This is a genomic window from Filobacillus milosensis, from assembly GCF_004402015.1.
GTDB classification, from domain to species: domain Bacteria; phylum Bacillota; class Bacilli; order Bacillales; family Alkalibacillaceae; genus Filobacillus; species Filobacillus milosensis.
Genome location: NZ_SOPW01000009.1, coordinates 64,531 through 82,803 on the forward strand (window position 1 = coordinate 64,531; position 18,273 = coordinate 82,803).

An 18,273-nucleotide genomic window follows, 5' to 3' on the forward strand; every position below is an offset into this window, starting at 1 on the left:
TATGAGTTAGTCCAAATAATATGAGTCTACATAAAGGAGATACCACGTATGACGCTTCCTAAATCATTGAACGAAGGGGATACTGTGGGAATTATTGCCCCAGCTAGTCCACCTAACATAAATAATTTGGAAAAAGCCTTACCATTTTTGGAGTCGTTAGGGTTAAAAGTGAAACTTGCGCCCTACGTTAAAGAAGTGCAAGGATATCTCGCAGGGTCTGATCAACAACGACTGCTGGATTTACACCAAATGTTTGAAGATGAATCAGTCGATGCTATCTTCTGCGCAGGTGGTGGGTATGGTACAGGACGCTTAGCTTCGATGATTGATTATGAATTTATTAAAAAATACCCCAAGATCTTCTGGGGTTATAGTGATATCACTTACCTCCATACGGCAATTAGGCAACGAACTGGCTTGGTTACTTTTCATGGACCTATGCTCGCATCAGACATAGGCAAAGAAGATTTTCACTCTATTTCCGCTCAATCTTTTAATCAATTATTTGAACCAACAACCCTCGACTATAACGAAACCATTTCCCCATTAGAGGTCATTAGTGAAGGTGAAGCTACAGGTGAAATAGTTGGGGGGAATCTATCACTACTTGTGAGTACTTTAGGGACACCCTTCGAAATAGATACTAAAGATAAATTATTATTCGTTGAGGATATTGATGAAGCACCATATCGAATCGATTCATTTTTATCCCAACTTAAACATGCTGGAAAAATAGCAGAAGCTAAAGGGGTAATAATTGGTGATTTTAATAACTGCATACCGAAGAATGATCGCCCGTCCTGGTCATTAGAAGATGTGTTTCAAGATTATTTTTCGTCATTATCCATGCCTGTGATCAAAGGATTTAAAATCGGTCACTGCCAACCCCATTTTTCCATACCATTAGGCACGCGAGCGACACTATCCTCAACCCATAAAACATTAACCGTAGAACCAGGGGTTAAAAAGGAGACTAAACATGAAGATTAAATCGATTGAAACCTTTTCAATAACAGTACCCTTAAAACAACCATTCAAGACAGCCCTTCGAACAGTAACTAAACTTAAAACCATCATCGTTAAAATAACACTGGAAGATGGGACGGTTGGATATGGTGAGGCTCCACCAACACACGTCATCACTGGTGAAACAAAGCAAAGTATTGAGGCATGCATACATGAGGTTCTGAAACCTTTATTAGTCGGTAAGTCTATTCATCACCTTGAATCCCTTTTTGATGATATGAAACGTTCCATTGTTGGAAACTCAAGTGCTAAAGCTGCTGTCGACATAGCTTTATATGATTGCTTTGCACAACTTGCAGAAATGCCACTATATCAGTTACTTGGTGGGTGGAAAAACTCGATTGAAACGGATTATACCGTGAGTGTGAATGAGCCTGATCTAATGGCTCAACATGCTTCAAATTATATTAATCAAGGCTTTAATATCTTAAAAATTAAAGTAGGGAAAGATACCATTCACCAAGATATCGAACGCATTCAAACAATTAGAGAACATGTTGGACATGAACCTAATATTCGGCTAGACGCTAATCAAGGCTGGAGCGTCAAAGAAGCCATATATGCGATTAATCACATGGAAGATCTACAACTTAATATTGAACTTATCGAACAGCCTGTACCCGCTCATGACATTAAAGGTCTTAAACAAGTGACTCAACATACTCATACACCAATTATGGCGGATGAGAGCGTGTTTTCTTTATATGATGCTAAGGGTGTATTAGAGCTTGGAGCGGCTGATTTAATTAATATTAAGCTCATGAAATCAGGAGGCATTCATGAAGCATTAAAAATTGTTCGATTAGCTGAAGCGTACAACGTGGAATGCATGGTAGGAAGTATGATTGAAACAAAACTAGGTATAACCGCTGCCTCGCATTTAGCAGCGAGTCAAAAAAACATTACCCGCTACGATTTTGATGCACCCTTGATGTTAAGTCATGATGTAGTAGACGGTGGTGTTTATTACGACAAGAACATCATTCATTTGCCTGATCAACCCGGGTTAGGCATTAATTTTATAAAAGAAAGTATGAATTCATATGACTAATGAAATGATTTGGATTGTAGATGTTCCTGTAGCGACCATTTGGACGAATCCTGAAGCACCAAGACCTATTGATCAAGAAGGAATATCTAACCCTTTAAAAATTAGAAAATGGTATGAACGATTAAACAAAACGTTGAGGTTGGAGCTTTGTGATCAAAATTTAGTTCAATCTCAGCTATTGTTTGGAGAAGAAGTTTTTGTTGATAAAATTGAGGGAGAATGGGCTAAAATTTTTGCAGTACAACAGTCCTCAAAAAAAGACCCTCGTGGGTATCCTGGTTGGGTACCGCTCAATCAAATAAAACAGTTAAATTCTAATCAGTGGCACACAGACCAACAAGTAATTATCACAAGTAAAAAAGCTAAACTGACTTTAAATCATCATGAGTGGCTAGAATTAAGCTTTGCGACGATATTGCCCATGATCAGAATGACTCGAGAATACGTTGAAGTGCAAACATCGAAAGGTCCTGGAAAAATCGCTACAGAAGATATAGAAGTTTATTCTGACCTTAAACCACGAATAGGTATTGACCTGACCAAGAGTGGAGAGGCATTTATGGAGTTACCATATTTTTGGGGTGGTATGAGCTCTTTTGGATATGATTGTTCAGGATTCACCTATAACATGCATAAAGCAAACGGATATACGATACCCCGTGACGCATCTGACCAAGCCATGAATGGAGAGGATGTTTCACTTAATCAATTACAAACTGGAGATCTCTTATTTTTTGCACATGACAATGGGCAAGGTGCCATTCACCATGTCGGCTTTTACTATGGAAACGGGCAAATGCTTCACTCTCCAAGTACAGGAAAAGGAATTGAAATCATAACAATCAAAGGTACTAAATACGAACGTGAATTGTGCATCGCAAAACGTTATTATTTATGAGTTTAAAAAACTAAAAAATATAAAAAGAAGAGTATAGATAATATGATACTTAAAATTGAAACCATCCAAACCACACGATTAGATGATTGAAAGGTCTGCTCATTAATTTGTTTTTTCTTAATGAGGTAACTTGATGTCGCAAACACAATAATAAGTAAACCTAAAACAACTGAGAAAATACCAATCCATTGAGCGAGTTGATTTGAAAAATCTGAAGTTGAACTCATGGAAAAATGAATATTAACTATCAAAAATCCTATACCTATCATAGCTAGAGCCGTTCTAATCCAAGCTAAATAAGTACGTTCGTTAGCAAGGTGCTGTGTAATGTATTTAGATTCTATAGTCGATTTCATTCAGATCACCTCATTTAAATCTCATATTAGTTATTAATTGATTAATACCACAATTCTATACAAAAAACTCACCCTAATAAGGTGAGTTTTTAGAATGTTAGTTGTAGATTCTACGAATCGCTACAGGCGGACGCTTTCCGCGGGCACGGCCTCAACTTCCCAAAACTCACTGCCGTTCGTTTTGCGTGATTTTCGGCTCGCGCTGTTCCCGCAGGAGTCGCCGCCTTTCGCTTTTCATATGAATTACAATCTTATTTATTGTTTCGTTATTGAAATTTAACAGCAAATTAGATAAAGTCTAACCAAATTTTAATTGCTGACGCTAAAATGAGGGCAGCTAAAATCCAGTGTAGATATTTTGTGTTTATTTTTTTACCTGCATTAGCTCCTAATGGAGAAGCAATTAGGCTTGCCACAATCATTACAATAGCCGGTATTAATAAAACTTGTCCTGTCATTAATTTACCTGCTGTTGAACCGATTGATGAAATAAACGTAATTGCGAGTGATGAAGCAATCGTCATACGTGTCGGTATCTTGAGCACAATTAACATGATCGGCACTAAAACAAAGGCACCTGCTGCACCAACAATACCTGCACCAATACCTACAATAAATGCTAAGCTTGATGCCAACAGTTTATTAAAAGTCACTTGATCAAGTTCAACATCATCTAAACCTTTTTTAGGCATAAACATCATAATTACAGCAATTGTAGCTAAGATCGCGTACACAAAGTTTACAGACCCTTCAGATAAGAACCTTGAACTAAATCCGCCAATAAAGCTACCAATTAAGATACTAATACCCATATAAAGAATTAATGATTTATTTAAATAGCCACCTTTTCGGTAAGCCCATACACCACCAATGGTTGCAAAGAAAACTTGAACAGCACTTATTCCTGATACTTCATGAGATGTAAATGCTGCAAAACCTAATAATGGTGGGATGTATAAAAGCATGGGATACTTAACAATTGATCCACCGATTCCAACCATACCTGAAATAAATGAACCGACAAAACCAATTAAAAATAGGACTAAAATGAACATTAACCCATATTCCATCTCATTCACCTCCTGAGAAGAAAACCTTAAGCTTACGCCAAATCCTGATGGTGCCCGCCTTAGTTTTCACTTACTTTAATCCTTTATCAAAATCTCAATTGTGATATAAAAACAAAATAAATGCAGGAGGAGGCATCTCCCCCCACATCTTCAATCATGATTTACTTAACCGCACAACGGTTTGGTCCAATCTCCATTTCACGTTTCTTTTCAGTTTCTGGAGAAATTTTACCCATATTCGTTTCACGGATTTCTTGATAAGCGTTTGGTTGTGGTGGTAAATTTTCAGTTACCATGCGACGGAACTCTTGTTCATCTTCTACATTTAGACCATGGTTTTCTTGATATAACTCACCTAGTTTTTTACCAACTGAACCATCTTCATTTAACTCATCGTTAGTCATATAGTGAGCTGGTAATACGACTAGTTCATCAGAAAGTTCTTTATAACGTTTATATAGTGTTTCACGTAAGTCTCCTACCCAATCATCAGCCAAACCAGCTAAGTCTGGGCGACCAATTGAATCTACGAAAAGAATGTCACCTGACATAAGGTACTGATCGTCTACGATGAATGACGTAGAACCAATCGTGTGTCCTGGTGAATATAGCGCTTGAACACTGATTTTAGAAGAACCAATTTTAACATCTTCGCCGTCTTCTAAAGGTTTGAAATCAAATTGTACTTCAGTTGCATCTTTCGGTGGTAACCAATAAGTTGCACCTGTTTTTTCTGCGATTTCACGGCCACCTGAAATGTGGTCTGCGTGTAAGTGTGTGTCAAATGCGTGAGTAATTTTTGCACCTTTTTCTTCAGCAAAGTTAATGAACACATCAGCCATACGTACAGCATCAATTGTTGCTGCCTCACCGTCAGAAATCACCATGTAAGATAGGCAACCTTTACCTAGACGTACAAATTGGAATAATTCACCGCCATCTTTTAGATCTGCAATCTTAACTGGCTCTAAGTGTTCACTCCAAGCTTTCATTCCGCCTTCAACTGAATATACATTGTTAAAACCAGCTTCAACTAGTTGTTCAGCTACAAATTCCGACGAACCACCTTTAGCACAAACTACCGCAATATCGCGATCTTTTGGTACTTTATCTTGGATGGGTTCAATACCTTCAATTAAATCAAAATAAGGTACGTTTAAATATTCAAAATTGTCGCCTTCGATTTTCCAATCTTCATAAGCATCTTCATTACGAACATCTAGTACATATAAATCTTCTTTATTCACTACTCTTTTAGCAATTTCTTTAACATTCATAGTTTTTACAGTCATGGTTTATATACCCCCTGCAGTATTATTTTTGTGGTAATAAAAGAACTTGGGAACTGACCAAGTTCTCGTACTAAAAAGTTTTTTAGACACTATCTTTTATTTATCTTTTTATTTACTTTCAACGTCGCCGTCCCAATCGCTCATTCCAGGAACAACGTTATACACTTTTTCAAAACCTTTGTCGCTTAATAGTTGTGCTGCCATGTCACTACGATTACCAGTGCGGCAAACAACATAAATTTCATCATCTTGATTTAATTCGCTTGCGCGGTCTTCTAATTCGCCAAATGGAATTGATATCGCATTCGGAATATGACCAAATGCGTATTCAGCTGATTCTCGTACGTCTAAAACCGTTACGTCGCCTGAATCCATTTTTTGTTTTAGTTCATCATTATTAACTTTCTGATCAAATGAAGTCTCTTCACCTGATTCACCTTCAGAAGCTTTGCGTACATAATGTTTTAGTACGTCTCCTTCTTCTACTGTACCTAAATACTGATGTCCACTACGTTCAGCCCACGCCTTTAAGTCAGCTTTAGAACCTTGGTCTGTTGCTTCAATTAATAGAACTTTTCCAGGCTCTACATTGTCGATCTCTTTACGAGTTTTTACAATTGGCATTGGGCATGCTAGACCTTTGGCGTCTAAGACATGATCAAAATTAATTTCACTCATGATATAACCTCCTGTGTTGATTATTCTACTGAACCTTCCCAGCTAAGCATTCCGCCATCCATATTCGTGACATCGTAGCCTTTACTCTCTAAGAAAAGAGTCGCTTGACCACTACGTCCACCCGAACGGCAAACCATAATATATTCTTTATTTTTATCTAGTTCATTTTCGCGAAATTCAATTAAGCCGAGTGGGATATTTACCGCTCCAGGTATTTTACCCGCTTCAACTTCATCAACTTCACGCACATCGATTAAATTAAGATTTTCACCTTGTGCTAATTTTTGTTGCACTGTTTTAGGATCAATTGTTTTCATGATTTAAACCTCCATTAAATGAATAGGTTAATCGCGCCGTCTTCACCTTCAGCGATATAAGCAGCAACGCCACCATATTCAATATCATCTAGTAACTCTTCTTTTTTTAGACCTAATAAGTCCATGGTCATCGTACAAGCTAATAAGGTAACATCTTGTTCTTTCGCCATATCGATTAGATCTGGTAAAGGCATGACATTGTGTTTTTTCATAACACTTTTTATCATTTTTGGTCCCATACCTAAGAATTGCATTTTTGATAACGGCATATTGTTTGCGCCACGAGGCATCATTTTACCGAACATTTTCTCCATAAATGACTTTTTAGGTTGTAATTTTTCATCTTTACGTAACGCATTTAATCCCCAGAATGTGTGGAAAATCGTAACGTCATGGTCATATGCAGCTGCGCCGTTAGCAATAATATAAGCTGCCATTGTTTTATCGTAATCACCGCTGAATAGGATGATATTAGTCTTTTTCTTTTCAGCCATTTTAAAACTCCTCCTTATATTTAGGATGTGGAATCCTAGTACATTAACTAGGTCCCACAATCACTTATACCCGCATAGGTATATTATCAATCAAAAAAATTTATCCTTTTTTAATATAGAAAGTAAATACGCCATCATCTTCATTCATGTCTACTAGTTCATGACCTGAAGATTTGCACCACGCTGTTAAGTCACTTTTCGCACCTGCATCTGTAGCAACTACTTCTAAGATCTGACCACTGTCAATGTCCTCGATTGCTTTTTTAGTTTTCACAATTGGCATTGGGCATGCTAGGCCTTTTGCATCTAAAGTTTTATTAATATCCATTATAAATTCCTCCTAAGAAATTAATTATTATTTTAAATACCCCGTAGGGTATATTATAATATAATATGAAATTCGTCAATAGCTTAAAATAATTTTTTATTATCGGCTTTTGACTAACAAGTTCACTGCTTCTTTTACTCTATCTTCTGTGTCTTCGCCATTTTCCTGAGCATCTTGAACACATTCAATTAAGTTATTACTAACTATTACTCCAATTGTACGATCAATCGCTGTACGACTTGCTGATAACTGAGTAATAACCTCTTTACAATCTGCTCCTTCTTCCATCATACGAAGGACACCGCGTAATTGACCTTCTAAACGTTTTACTCTATTTTTAACCTTTGCATCGTATTCCATCATAAAAATCCTCCTCTCAAAGCTTGATACAACGCAAAACTATTGTTTGTTTTTTGATGTTACATATACATCATATACCCCATAAGGTATATTGTCAAACAAAAATAAACTGATACCGCTATGAAGCGATATCAGTTAGGTGGTATTAGTCGTCGTGACGGTCGTGATGCTTTTCACTGTCTCTTTGATCAAATTCAGAAACTGGTCTTACGCGTGTCGGCTCTAAGCAAGAAATGCCAGAGAAGTCACATAAGTCTACTTTGATACAGATACCTGTGCGTTGTAAAGCTGCAATTGAGTTACCAGGGAAGTAATCACATACCTCATCTCCACCAGGTCCAGGCGTAGAACCACCTCTTGTTACTGGCAGTAATAATTCAATTTCAGCACAGCAGTCTTTATGAACTCTATTTACTCGGAAGATTGGAGATTCAAAACAACGGAAGACTGGGCGACCATCCCCACCCATTCCTGTAGTTCCTTGTAATACCCCACTACCTATGAATGGATGACAAGTTCCTTTACAGTATAGAATGAAAGGAATAGTATCGTTTCTGTTTCCAGTACCGGCAGGTGATAAAAGATCATTAATCGACTGCTTACAACCTACTTCACAATCACCTAAACCTGCTACTTCGTCTTGTGCTGCTGCGATTTTTCTTACAGTTTTACACACACATTTATTCTTTTTACAATCAAAATCATCTTTGTGATCATCAAACATTTTAATTTCACCTCTCTTTTCGTGGTTACACTATAAAATATGTCTCTAATGAAAAAGTGTATAGGTTTTTGCTAGATATTTTTGGATTTTTAAAATGTGATAAATATACCCAAATGAGAGTCGAAATTTGTTATCATGGAATAATAGAAATGATATAGTCATTGGAGGAGTACATATGGGGGAATATCATGTACCTTTTATTGCGGTAGAAGGGCCTATAGGTGTTGGCAAGACCTCTTTATCTAATAAAATTGCCCAGCATTTTTACTATCATTTACTTAAAGAAATTGTCGAAGAAAATCCATTCTTAGGTAAGTTTTACGACAATATTGAAGAGTGGAGTTTTCAGACTGAGATGTTTTTCTTGTGTAATCGGTATAAACAACTAGAAGACATAGAGAAGCATTATTTAATGCAAAACAAATCAGTTGTTTCTGATTATCATATCTTTAAAAACATGATATTTGCTAAAAGGACACTGAACCAAAAGCAGTTTGATAAATACGAACAAATCTTCCATACATTAACGGATGATATGCCTAAACCTAATGTAATGGTTTATTTACATGCAAGCTTAGACACACTTCTAGAGCGTATCCGCATGCGTGGCAGAGAAGTAGAAAAGAACATTCAACCTGAATATCTTGAACAATTGTCTAAAGACTACGATCAATTTATGGATGAATTTGAAAGAAGTAACCCTAACATACCTGTCATCAGATTAAACGGCGATCATTTAGATTTTGTTAAACATCAAGAAGATTTAGATTATATATTGTCCGAGGTTGAAAAGCATATTCAAAAAGGGGAAGTTGTGACATGAAGGTCAATAAATACGGGATTCCAAACGATGCTGTCATTACGATTGCAGGGACAGTAGGTGTTGGTAAATCAACTATGACGAATGCTTTAGCAGATGCGTTAGGTTTTCGCACCTCATTTGAAAAAGTAGAAGGTAACCCATATTTAGATAAATTCTATAAAGATTTCGAGCGTTGGAGTTTTCATCTGCAAGTATATTTCTTAGCAGAACGTTTCAAAGAACAAAAAAGAATCTTTGAATACGGTGGCGGGTTTATACAAGACCGTTCAATATATGAAGATACAGGGATTTTTGCAAAAATGCATCGTGAAAAAGGTACAATGACTGAAACAGATTATTTAACTTACAAGAATCTGTTCGATTCTATGGTCATGACACCTTATTTCCCTCACCCTGACTTACTGATTTATTTAGAAGGCTCGTTTGACGACGTTTTAGATCGTTTGAAAAGTCGCGGTAGAAAAATGGAACAAGACACGCCTGTTGAATATTGGAGAGAAATGTATAATCGGTATGAAGAGTGGATTAATAATTTCAATACATGCCCTGTGATGCGAGTTAATATTAATGATTATGATTTATTCAATAATGAAGACTCTATTGAACCTATTTTAGAGCGTGTAGGAAATACGATTCAAACATCTAGAAATCTTTTAAAAGTATAAAAATACCGGTACGTGGCTGTCACGTACCGGTATTTTTTATTATGAAGCTTTATCTTTTTTCTTATTGCTCTTATTTTTATCTTGCTTTTCTTTCTTGTCTTGTTTCTCTTCATTTGTCGCATCTGAAGAACCCATGGAACTATGTCCATCAAATTTGCCGCCTTCATCAATGACTAAAGTGGCCATTTTTGCATCGCCTAGCAGTTTACCAGTAGATTCTACTTTCAATGTCTCTTGTGATGTTACATTACCTTTTATAGTACCTGCAACAGTAATATTACGGCCTTTTACTTCTGCATCAACCTGACCGTCTTGTCCAATCACCACATCACCTTTACAATTAACTGTTCCTGCAACCGTGCCATCCACACGAATACTAGCCTCTGAATCAACATCGCCTTTAAAAACAGTTCCAGCACCAATAATCGTATCAACATTATCTAACTTTTTATCTTGTTTTGAACGCATCTTGTAACCACCTTTTATTGATTTAATACTCTTTGAATAAACGTCATGTATGGATATGGATCAACTAATTCGCCATTTTTTAAAACTTCATAGTGTAAATGCACACCGGTACTCCGCCCTGTTGAACCCATTAATCCAATAAGTTCACCTTGTTTGACACGATCGCCTTCTTTAACATGTAATCGTGCTAAGTGTCCATATCGTGTTTTATATGAATTACCATGATCAATTAAAATAGATAAACCATAAGGTCCGTTACGTCCTGATAATTCAATCACACCGTCACCAGAGGCATAAATTTTTGTCCCCCATGGTCCTGCTAAGTCTAATCCACCATGAAAAGACTCGTCCTTTCTAAAAGGATCTGTTCTTGTACCAAATTCAGACGTAATTCGTTCACTATCAGCCGGCCAATAAATTGGAACTTCTTTAAGCTGTTCTTTTACCGATCCTAATTCCTCAATAGCCACTTCATATTTTTCTATAAGTTGTGGTACTTCTTTTCTTATAGATGAATAGTCTCCAAAGGAAGATAGTTGTTTATCCAGTGAAGTTTGTACAATACCAAAATCATCACTTGGACCGCCTTTTGGTCCATCACTAAATTCAGCTAACCTTTCTGGATTTAATGTTGTAATCATCTCTTTTAACTGCTCTTCTAATGTCTTAAGTTCAGTTAACCTGTTTTCAATAGCTAAACGATCTTGTTCAAATTGATTAAGGTCTTCATTCTGTTTCTCGATTTGACCATTCGCTTCAGCTAAAGATGTTTCTAAGGTTTGGTTTTCACCACTAAGCGTTTCAATCATATGTATTGTTAACCCGACACTTAATAAAGCAAAAATAAAAATTGTGATAAACCCGAATAAAAAGATTCTGGGTAAAGAGAATTGTTTGATCCCTTTATCGGCATCAGACATTACAACTATTCGCCATCTTTTAAACAAATTCATTAACTCGTGCTCCCTACTCGCACTCATTTTTCTTTATTTTGTCACATACTTTATTAAATTATAGAATATTTTTAAGAATTTTTTAACCTAAATTTAAAAAAAGACATAAAAAAATGGTTACATTGTGTAACCATGACTAGTTTTTTGTATAAATATGTATAATGGCGGAGGAGGAGGGATTCGAACCCCCGCGGGCCGTGAAGCCCCTGGCGGTTTTCAAGACCGCTCCCTTCAGCCGGACTTGGGTACTCCTCCGTGTGAGCTGACAAAAATAAATATATCACAGGAATCGACACCGTGCAATACATTTAATAGATTTCTTTATTTTCTGTAAGTTTATAGCTTGTAATTAACCTAGTATAGGTAAGGATTTGAACTTGTCACCCAGTGTCATTTGGGCTAATTCCCCATAAATTTAAGAATTTCCCCATATTTTTAAATAAATCCCCATAAAATTAAAATTTTCCCCATATATTAAATAAATTCCCCATAAAAATTATTTTTTCCCCATAAACTATTTGGATGTTTACAAAATAACTGATACTTGTAAGTAAAATCTCTCTTTTCCTAATAATGGATGTAACGAGCAATTGGTATCGTGATATTATTGAAAATAGTAATAACAACATTACATAACTATTCTTAATGCAACAACATGGGGTGAAATGATGTCATATTTAAACTTTTTATATTTAATCATAGGAGTGGTTTTAGGTTTTTTATTTATGGGAGTCCTAGGTATTATTTTAGGGGGATTTATAGGAATTCTTTATGGAACTACTCAATCAAACCAAAAACTAATTAAAAAATTAGAAAAGCAACTTAATGAACTAAATACTAATAACACTTAATATAAAAGGCGCTTGGGATAACCCAAGCGCTCATTTATTAGAACTCATTTATTTAATTTCAATACGCTCTTTATTACCCATATATGGTCTTAAAACCTCAGGAATCGTTACAGAACCATCAGCTTCTTGATAATTCTCTAAAATAGCCGCTACAGTACGTCCTATAGCTAATCCTGATCCGTTTAATGTATGAACAAACTCTGGCTTAGACTTAGCTTCACGACGGAAACGAATTCCTGCACGTCTTGCTTGGAAAGCCTCAAAGTTTGAACAAGAAGAGATCTCACGGTAAGTATCACTGCTTGGCATCCAAACTTCAATGTCATATTTTTTAGCTGCTGTAAATCCTAAATCACCTGTACACATGCTCATGACACGGTATGGTAATTTAAGTAGTTGTAGAATCTTCTCTGCGTGTCCAGTTAAAACTTCTAATGTCTCATAAGAATCTTCAGGTTTTACGAGATGTACTAATTCAACTTTATTAAATTGGTGTTGGCGAATAAGACCACGTGTATCACGGCCAGCTGAGCCTGCTTCAGAACGGAAGTTAGCACTGTATGCTGCGAATTTTTTCGGTAAATCTTCAACACCTAAGATTTCATCACGATGGTAGTTAGTTACTGGAACTTCGGCAGTTGGAATTAAGTAATAATCCCAGTCCTCAAGTTTAAAAACGTCTTCTGTAAACTTAGGGAACTGACCTGTACCTTTTAAGCTTTCAGTATTAACCATTTGTGGTGGCATCATTTCTTCATAGCCATGCTCATCCACTTGATAATCCATCATAAAGTTAATTAATGCACGTTCTAAGCGAGCACCTACACCTTTATAAAAGGCAAAGCGGCTTCCTGTAACTTTAGAGGCGCGCTCAAAATCTACAATGTCTAAATCTGTAGCGACATCCCAGTGTGCTTTTTCTTCAAAATCAAACTTGCGAACATCTCCCCACTGCCTTACTTCAACATTATCGTCTTCATCTTCTCCAACGGGTGTTGATTCATGTGGAATATTTGGAATAGATAGAAGTAGTTCGTTTAGCTTTTCTTCTACTTCTTTTAATTGTTCATCTAATTCTTTAATGCGGTCTCCAACTTCACGCATTTCTTTAATTATATGATCTGCATCTTTCTTTTCTTTCTTTAAAGCAGAGATTTCTTTAGAAACCTCGTTACGACGAGCTTTTAATTCTTCAGTTTCTTGTATAAGCTCACGTCGTTTCTGGTCCCATTCTTCAAAATGGTCTAGGTCTGTTAAGTCTTCTCCTCGCTTACTTAGCTTTTGCTTAACTTCTTGGAAATTTTGGCGTAGATACTTTAAATCAAGCATGATTAGTCCTCCTTATATTATATCGAATTATTTTTATCAAAAACAAAAAACTCGCCCCTTTAAAGAAAGGGACGAGTTGATATACCCGCGTTACCACCCTTGTTGAAGAATAGAATTCTTCCAACTCGGAAAGCTTTAACGGCGCTTACCGGATTAACCTACTTATAAGTTCAGCTAATCTGCTCAAGGATGGATTCATAAACTGTTTTTACTGGTTCACAGCAACCACCAGCTCTCTGTTAAAAACAAGCTTATTACTAATTCCTATCAATGCATTTCATAATTTTGTTACTCATAATATAACCGTTTTTTTAATTTGTAGCAAGTTTTAATTTATTTTTTTTAACTTGATCAATAAAATACTGCATTAAACGATGGTCATCTGTTAACTCTGGGTGAAATGCAGCTGCTAGAAATTGACCTTGTTGTGCGGCTACAATTTTATCTTGATAAGTCGCTAAAACTTCTGTATTTTCTTTTACTTCAGCTATGAACGGTGCTCGGATAAATACAGCTTCAAAATCATCAGCAACACCTTTAATTTCTAATTGAGTTTCAAAGCTATCTCTCTGGCGACCAAAAGCATTTCGTTCAACGACCATATCCATCAACTTTAAATGAGCGTCAGCTTGTCCATTAATTTTTTTAGCTAATAAAATCAAGCCTGCACATGTGCCAAATATAGGCTTTCCTGATTGCTCAAATTGACGAAGAGCATCGAAGAAATCATATTTATCAATTAACCGTCTCATCGTGGTACTTTCCCCACCCGGTAAAACTAAACCATCTATTTCAGTTAACTGCTCTTTTTTCTTTACAATGATTGCTTCGTGTCCACATGCTTCTACTGATTGTTTATGCTCACGAAAAGCACCTTGTAAACCTAAAACTCCGATTGTAAGCATAATTATTACCTCTATTCACTGCGATCTTGCATACGGTCATGTTCACCTAGAGTGTTCATTTCAATACCAGGCATTGCTGTACCAAGATCTTTAGATAGTTGTCCAATTAATTCATAATCATCATAATGTGTTGTTGCTTCTACAATTGCACGTGCAAATTTTGCAGGGTTATCAGATTTAAAAATACCTGAACCAACAAACACGCCATCTGCGCCTAGATGCATCATTAATGCTGCATCAGAAGGAGTTGCAATACCCCCTGCTGCAAAGTTAACAACTGGAAGTCTTCCGTTTTTACGAATTTCTAATAATACTTCATAAGAAGCACCATGTTCTTTGGCATAAACCATTAATTCATCTTCAGCCATAGCGGAAACTTCTTTGATTTGCTTTTGAACTTCACGCATATGACGAACAGCTTCAACGATGTTACCCGTTCCAGGCTCACCTTTAGTACGTAACATTGATGCACCTTCACCAATACGGCGTACAGCTTCACCTAGATTACGACAACCACAAACAAATGGTACCGTGTAATCATTTTTATTAATATGATAAATATCATCCGCAGGCGTTAATACTTCACTCTCATCAATATAATCAACACCCATTGATTCTAGAACTCTTGCTTCAACAATATGTCCAATTCGCGCTTTAGCCATTACTGGAATCGATACTGCATTTAGCACCTCTTCAGTAATCGTTGGATCAGCCATACGTGCTACTCCACCAGCTGCACGAATATCAGACGGTACACGCTCAAGTGCCATAACAGCAACAGCGCCCGCTTCCTCTGCTATTTTAGCTTGTTCTGCATTGACAACGTCCATAATAACGCCGCCCTTTTGCATTTCTGCCATACCTCTTTTAACTCTGTTAGTACCTACATTACTCATGTTATGAACCCCCTAAAATTTTTAAGCAAATAACCCTTTGATGCTTACAAATAAGTTAACGAAAAAATCTCCTATGGCTTGTAGCATTAGCATAAACCAATTTGATTTTTCAACATCCTCAGTTGTTACTAGAGGAACTGAGATTTCATCATCCCCACTTATATTACCATACTCATCTTGACCTTTATAAGTTAGAACCATTTTCCCGACTTCTAGATCTTTTTCTACTGGAGCAACTAATGTACCGTCATCTGTTAAAACTTCTTCATTCAATTCATATTTAACGGAGTAATTCTCTTTTTCTCCATTTTTAATCATTGTTTCAATAGCTTGACTAGACTCGATTTGCACTTCATCTTTTTTACCTTTTTTAACGGTGATAGTAGATTCACCCTCTATTTGATGGCCTTTTTCAAATAGCGTTACCGTTTTAAAATTGTTAAAACCGTAATCCATTAATTTTCGAGTTTCGTTAAAACGTTCTGATTTACTCTCAGTTTTCATAACAACTGTAATTAAACGTTGGCCATTACGTTTCGCTGTTCCAGTAAATGTATATCCTGCTAATTCTGTATGTCCAGTTTTTAGTCCGTCTAACCCCTCATAAGTAAAAGAAGCAACACCTTCACCCATTCCAGGCAACATCCAGTTATAATTTTCAATGACTTGCCCGTCAAATTCTTTGCGCGGTATTTTAGATGTTTCTAAAACTTCCGGATAATCATTTACTAGATGGTATGCTAATTTAGCTGTATCACGAGCAGACATTAAGTTTTCAGCCTCAGGATCTGTACCATCTGGGTAATTCTCGCCTAATGAACTGTTATTTAGACCCGATGAATTAACGAACTTATAATCTGTTAATCCAAGTTCTTCAGCCTTTTCATTCATCATTCTAACAAATTCGCCTTCAGTCCCAGCAATTAATTCTGCTAGTGCAATAGTGGTAGCGTTGTCAGAATTAATAACCATTGCATCATATAAATCTTTAACTGTATAAGGTTTATTCATCGTTAACCCAATACCAGAAAATAAATAATTAGCAGAAATATCATAGGCATATTGGCTAATTTGAGTTGTTGTATCCCAAGAAATCGTGCCATTTTCAATAGCTTCTAGTACTAAGTATTCTGTCATCATCTTCGTCATACTAGCTGGTGGTAATGCAATATCTGGATTTTTAGCATACAGGATTTCTCCTGTCTCTTGGTCCACAATAATTGCAGATTCAGCTTCCACATCAAAAGTGCTTGCTTCTGAAAAGTGTGGATTTATAAAAAACGTACTAAACGTTAAAATCATGATTAGTAATAATCGAACTAAACGAAATTCTCTTTTCATCTCTGTCTTCCCCCATCTTATGTATCTTTCACGATTTCAATTATACATGAATTTTTGCTCAATCTCATTGGTAATTTAGACAAATTATTAAAAATGATAGAAGAAGACCATTAGCAAAGTCATAAACTCTACTAATGGTCTATTGTAATCAATCATTTTAGTTCATAAGAACCTCTTCTATATATAATTCATTGTGCTCTAGTAAATGAATAATTTCCTGATTATCTACCTTTTTAATCATCGGTCTGGTAGGGTTCTTTTGATCAATAAATACAATCTCACCGACTTCATTGTTAGTCAACCTAACCTTCGTACCGTTTGAAAAGTATACAATGGAATCTACTAAGGCTTTAACAATTTTCATGTCCAACTTACCAAATTGTCGATTCATCATTTCTTCAATAACTTTAAATGGTGATTGTTTTTTTCGATAGATTCGTTCAGAAGTCATCGCATGGAACATATCACTAACTGCAATGATTCTTGCATATTTATGTAGTTTATCATGTTGAACTCCCACTGGATAACCAGAGCCGTCCAATCGTTCATGATGCTGTAACACTGCTACTTTTATACTCTTATTCAAGTATGGTTCGTGTTCAATCAATCGATAAGATAACACAGGGTGTCTTTTTACTCGTTCATATTCTTGGTTCGTTAAGACACCATCTTTTTTATATAAATGAACATCTTCTTTTAACATACCTATATCGCATAAATATGCCGCTAATGCAATCTGTTTACGTTCATTTGAATCAACACCAAGCTTCTTTGCTATAAATGAAGCAATCACGGGTACTGCTACAATATGATGATAAAAATAATCATTTTTATCGGTATAATGGTGAAGCTCCATTAAAACTTCTGAATTACTTTCTCCAATGTGGACCAGAGGTTGAATCAATTGTCTAATTTTTTTCAAATCTAATCTTGGCTGATCTTTCCAATTTTTAAATAGGTTCATAGTCTCTTTAACGGCATAGACATAATGCTCATAAAAAGACCATTCTTCTCGGTTGTCTTCTTTTTCTTTTGGTTCTACTTCTATTGTATTTTCGACTTCCTCAACTTGGAATGGATCACCGTTAACCAATCGATTCGCGACATCAATTTGAGGCACTTGGAAGTCTGTTAAAACTTTAATGTGAATAGGTTCAATAACAGTATTTTTTGGAACTATAGGAAATACTGTTTTCCCCATCACATCTTTTGTGACTAAACACCCGGGGACTAATTGTTTTGGTTTAACTTTCATAGAAAATTCCCCTCTCCCAAACCTTCGTGAATGTATTTATAGTCTTTCGAAGTATACTTTCTAGATGTAAAGGCCAGTAAGCCCGCTATTAGCTATATATTATATCGACCAAAATCTTCAACATATACAATGATTTAAATCTTCTTATGGTTAATTATAAAGAAAACTCGCCAAATTGACGAGCTTTCCTTAC

Annotated in this window: 22 protein-coding genes, 1 tRNA gene and 1 other annotated feature; of the genes, 6 read left to right on the plus strand and 17 right to left on the minus strand. The window is 36.1% G+C overall.

The window, feature by feature from the left end:
* Positions 1-48: 48 nt before the first annotated feature.
* From E3U55_RS09605 to E3U55_RS09615, 3 genes are read left to right on the plus strand one after another with little or no spacing between them, the layout of a single operon-like run.
* Positions 49-990 carry a S66 peptidase family protein gene (locus E3U55_RS09605; RefSeq protein WP_134340216.1) on the plus strand — a complete coding sequence of 314 codons (942 nt, stop codon included), beginning with the start codon at positions 49-51 and terminating at the stop codon, positions 988-990.
* A complete protein-coding gene (locus E3U55_RS09610) occupies positions 980-2,077 on the plus strand; it encodes a mandelate racemase/muconate lactonizing enzyme family protein (RefSeq protein WP_134340217.1) in 1,098 nt (365 codons plus the stop codon). Before E3U55_RS09605 ends, E3U55_RS09610 begins: the two co-directional genes overlap by 11 nt.
* Entirely contained in the window at positions 2,070-2,975 is a 906-nt protein-coding gene (locus E3U55_RS09615) for a C40 family peptidase (RefSeq protein WP_134340218.1), read from the plus strand. The genes E3U55_RS09610 and E3U55_RS09615 overlap by 8 nt, the downstream gene beginning before the upstream one ends.
* Positions 2,976-2,977: 2 nt before the next feature.
* Here E3U55_RS09615 and E3U55_RS09620 read toward each other — a convergent pair whose 3' ends face one another.
* From E3U55_RS09620 to E3U55_RS09660, 9 genes are all read right to left on the minus strand, one after another.
* Positions 2,978-3,331: a YidH family protein gene (locus tag E3U55_RS09620; RefSeq protein WP_134340219.1), complete on the minus strand. Its 354-nt coding sequence runs from the start codon at positions 3,329-3,331 to the stop codon at positions 2,978-2,980.
* A gap of 287 nt (positions 3,332-3,618) precedes the next feature.
* On the minus strand, positions 3,619-4,401 hold the full coding sequence (locus E3U55_RS09625; protein WP_134340220.1) for a sulfite exporter TauE/SafE family protein: 783 nt from the start codon (positions 4,399-4,401) through the stop codon (positions 3,619-3,621).
* 161 nt (positions 4,402-4,562) lie between these two features.
* Positions 4,563-5,693: an MBL fold metallo-hydrolase gene (locus tag E3U55_RS09630; RefSeq protein WP_134340221.1), complete on the minus strand. Its 1,131-nt coding sequence runs from the start codon at positions 5,691-5,693 to the stop codon at positions 4,563-4,565.
* Positions 5,694-5,801: 108 nt separating this feature from the next.
* On the minus strand, positions 5,802-6,371 hold the full coding sequence (locus E3U55_RS09635) for a sulfurtransferase TusA family protein (protein WP_134340222.1): 570 nt from the start codon (positions 6,369-6,371) through the stop codon (positions 5,802-5,804).
* Between the two features lie 20 nt (positions 6,372-6,391).
* Entirely contained in the window at positions 6,392-6,688 is a 297-nt protein-coding gene (locus E3U55_RS09640) for a rhodanese-like domain-containing protein (protein ID WP_134340223.1), read from the minus strand.
* Between the two features lie 14 nt (positions 6,689-6,702).
* Positions 6,703-7,182: a DsrE/DsrF/DrsH-like family protein gene (locus E3U55_RS09645; RefSeq protein ID WP_134340224.1), complete on the minus strand. Its 480-nt coding sequence runs from the start codon at positions 7,180-7,182 to the stop codon at positions 6,703-6,705.
* Between the two features lie 100 nt (positions 7,183-7,282).
* On the minus strand, positions 7,283-7,510 hold the full coding sequence (locus E3U55_RS09650) for a sulfurtransferase TusA family protein (protein WP_134340225.1): 228 nt from the start codon (positions 7,508-7,510) through the stop codon (positions 7,283-7,285).
* 99 nt (positions 7,511-7,609) lie between these two features.
* Complete coding sequence (locus tag E3U55_RS09655; RefSeq protein WP_134340286.1) at positions 7,610-7,870, minus strand: metal-sensitive transcriptional regulator; 261 nt, start codon at positions 7,868-7,870, stop codon at positions 7,610-7,612.
* Positions 7,871-8,015: 145 nt separating this feature from the next.
* Complete coding sequence (locus tag E3U55_RS09660; protein ID WP_134340226.1) at positions 8,016-8,594, minus strand: CotY/CotZ family spore coat protein; 579 nt, start codon at positions 8,592-8,594, stop codon at positions 8,016-8,018.
* 175 nt (positions 8,595-8,769) lie between these two features.
* Between E3U55_RS09660 and E3U55_RS09665 the strand changes: the two genes are divergently transcribed.
* Positions 8,770-9,417 (plus strand): deoxynucleoside kinase, encoded by a 648-nt coding sequence (locus E3U55_RS09665; RefSeq protein WP_134340227.1) that lies wholly within the window; start codon positions 8,770-8,772, stop codon positions 9,415-9,417.
* Complete coding sequence (locus E3U55_RS09670) at positions 9,414-10,082, plus strand: deoxynucleoside kinase (RefSeq protein ID WP_134340228.1); 669 nt, start codon at positions 9,414-9,416, stop codon at positions 10,080-10,082. Before E3U55_RS09665 ends, E3U55_RS09670 begins: the two co-directional genes overlap by 4 nt.
* 39 nt (positions 10,083-10,121) lie before the next feature.
* Here the strand turns inward: E3U55_RS09670 and E3U55_RS09675 are convergent, their stop codons facing one another.
* The 3 genes from E3U55_RS09675 to E3U55_RS09685 all read right to left on the minus strand — a co-directional run bounded on the left by E3U55_RS09675 (position 10,122) and on the right by E3U55_RS09685 (position 11,758).
* Complete coding sequence (locus E3U55_RS09675; RefSeq protein WP_134340229.1) at positions 10,122-10,550, minus strand: bactofilin family protein; 429 nt, start codon at positions 10,548-10,550, stop codon at positions 10,122-10,124.
* Between the two features lie 14 nt (positions 10,551-10,564).
* Positions 10,565-11,503, minus strand: coding sequence for a M23 family metallopeptidase (locus E3U55_RS09680; protein ID WP_194840865.1), 939 nt, complete (start codon positions 11,501-11,503; stop codon positions 10,565-10,567).
* Positions 11,504-11,665: 162 nt separating this feature from the next.
* Positions 11,666-11,758 (minus strand) — tRNA-Ser (locus tag E3U55_RS09685).
* A 413-nt stretch (positions 11,759-12,171) separates the two neighbouring features.
* Between E3U55_RS09685 and E3U55_RS09690 the strand changes: the two genes are divergently transcribed.
* Positions 12,172-12,354, plus strand: a complete 183-nt coding sequence (locus tag E3U55_RS09690; RefSeq protein WP_134340231.1) for a hypothetical protein — start codon at positions 12,172-12,174, stop codon at positions 12,352-12,354.
* Between the two features lie 48 nt (positions 12,355-12,402).
* Here the strand turns inward: E3U55_RS09690 and serS are convergent, their stop codons facing one another.
* The 5 genes from serS to E3U55_RS09715 all read right to left on the minus strand — a co-directional run bounded on the left by serS (position 12,403) and on the right by E3U55_RS09715 (position 18,080).
* On the minus strand, positions 12,403-13,683 hold the full coding sequence (gene serS / locus E3U55_RS09695) for a serine--tRNA ligase (RefSeq protein ID WP_134340232.1): 1,281 nt from the start codon (positions 13,681-13,683) through the stop codon (positions 12,403-12,405).
* Between the two features lie 64 nt (positions 13,684-13,747).
* Positions 13,748-13,963, minus strand: a binding site (T-box leader).
* A 31-nt stretch (positions 13,964-13,994) separates the two neighbouring features.
* Positions 13,995-14,588: a pyridoxal 5'-phosphate synthase glutaminase subunit PdxT gene (gene pdxT / locus E3U55_RS09700; protein ID WP_134340233.1), complete on the minus strand. Its 594-nt coding sequence runs from the start codon at positions 14,586-14,588 to the stop codon at positions 13,995-13,997.
* Between the two features lie 11 nt (positions 14,589-14,599).
* Positions 14,600-15,484: a pyridoxal 5'-phosphate synthase lyase subunit PdxS gene (gene pdxS / locus E3U55_RS09705; protein WP_134340234.1), complete on the minus strand. Its 885-nt coding sequence runs from the start codon at positions 15,482-15,484 to the stop codon at positions 14,600-14,602.
* Between the two features lie 21 nt (positions 15,485-15,505).
* Positions 15,506-16,825 carry a serine hydrolase gene (locus E3U55_RS09710; RefSeq protein WP_134340235.1) on the minus strand — a complete coding sequence of 440 codons (1,320 nt, stop codon included), beginning with the start codon at positions 16,823-16,825 and terminating at the stop codon, positions 15,506-15,508.
* A gap of 157 nt (positions 16,826-16,982) precedes the next feature.
* Complete coding sequence (locus E3U55_RS09715) at positions 16,983-18,080, minus strand: HD-GYP domain-containing protein (protein WP_134340236.1); 1,098 nt, start codon at positions 18,078-18,080, stop codon at positions 16,983-16,985.
* Positions 18,081-18,273 lie beyond the last annotated feature (193 nt).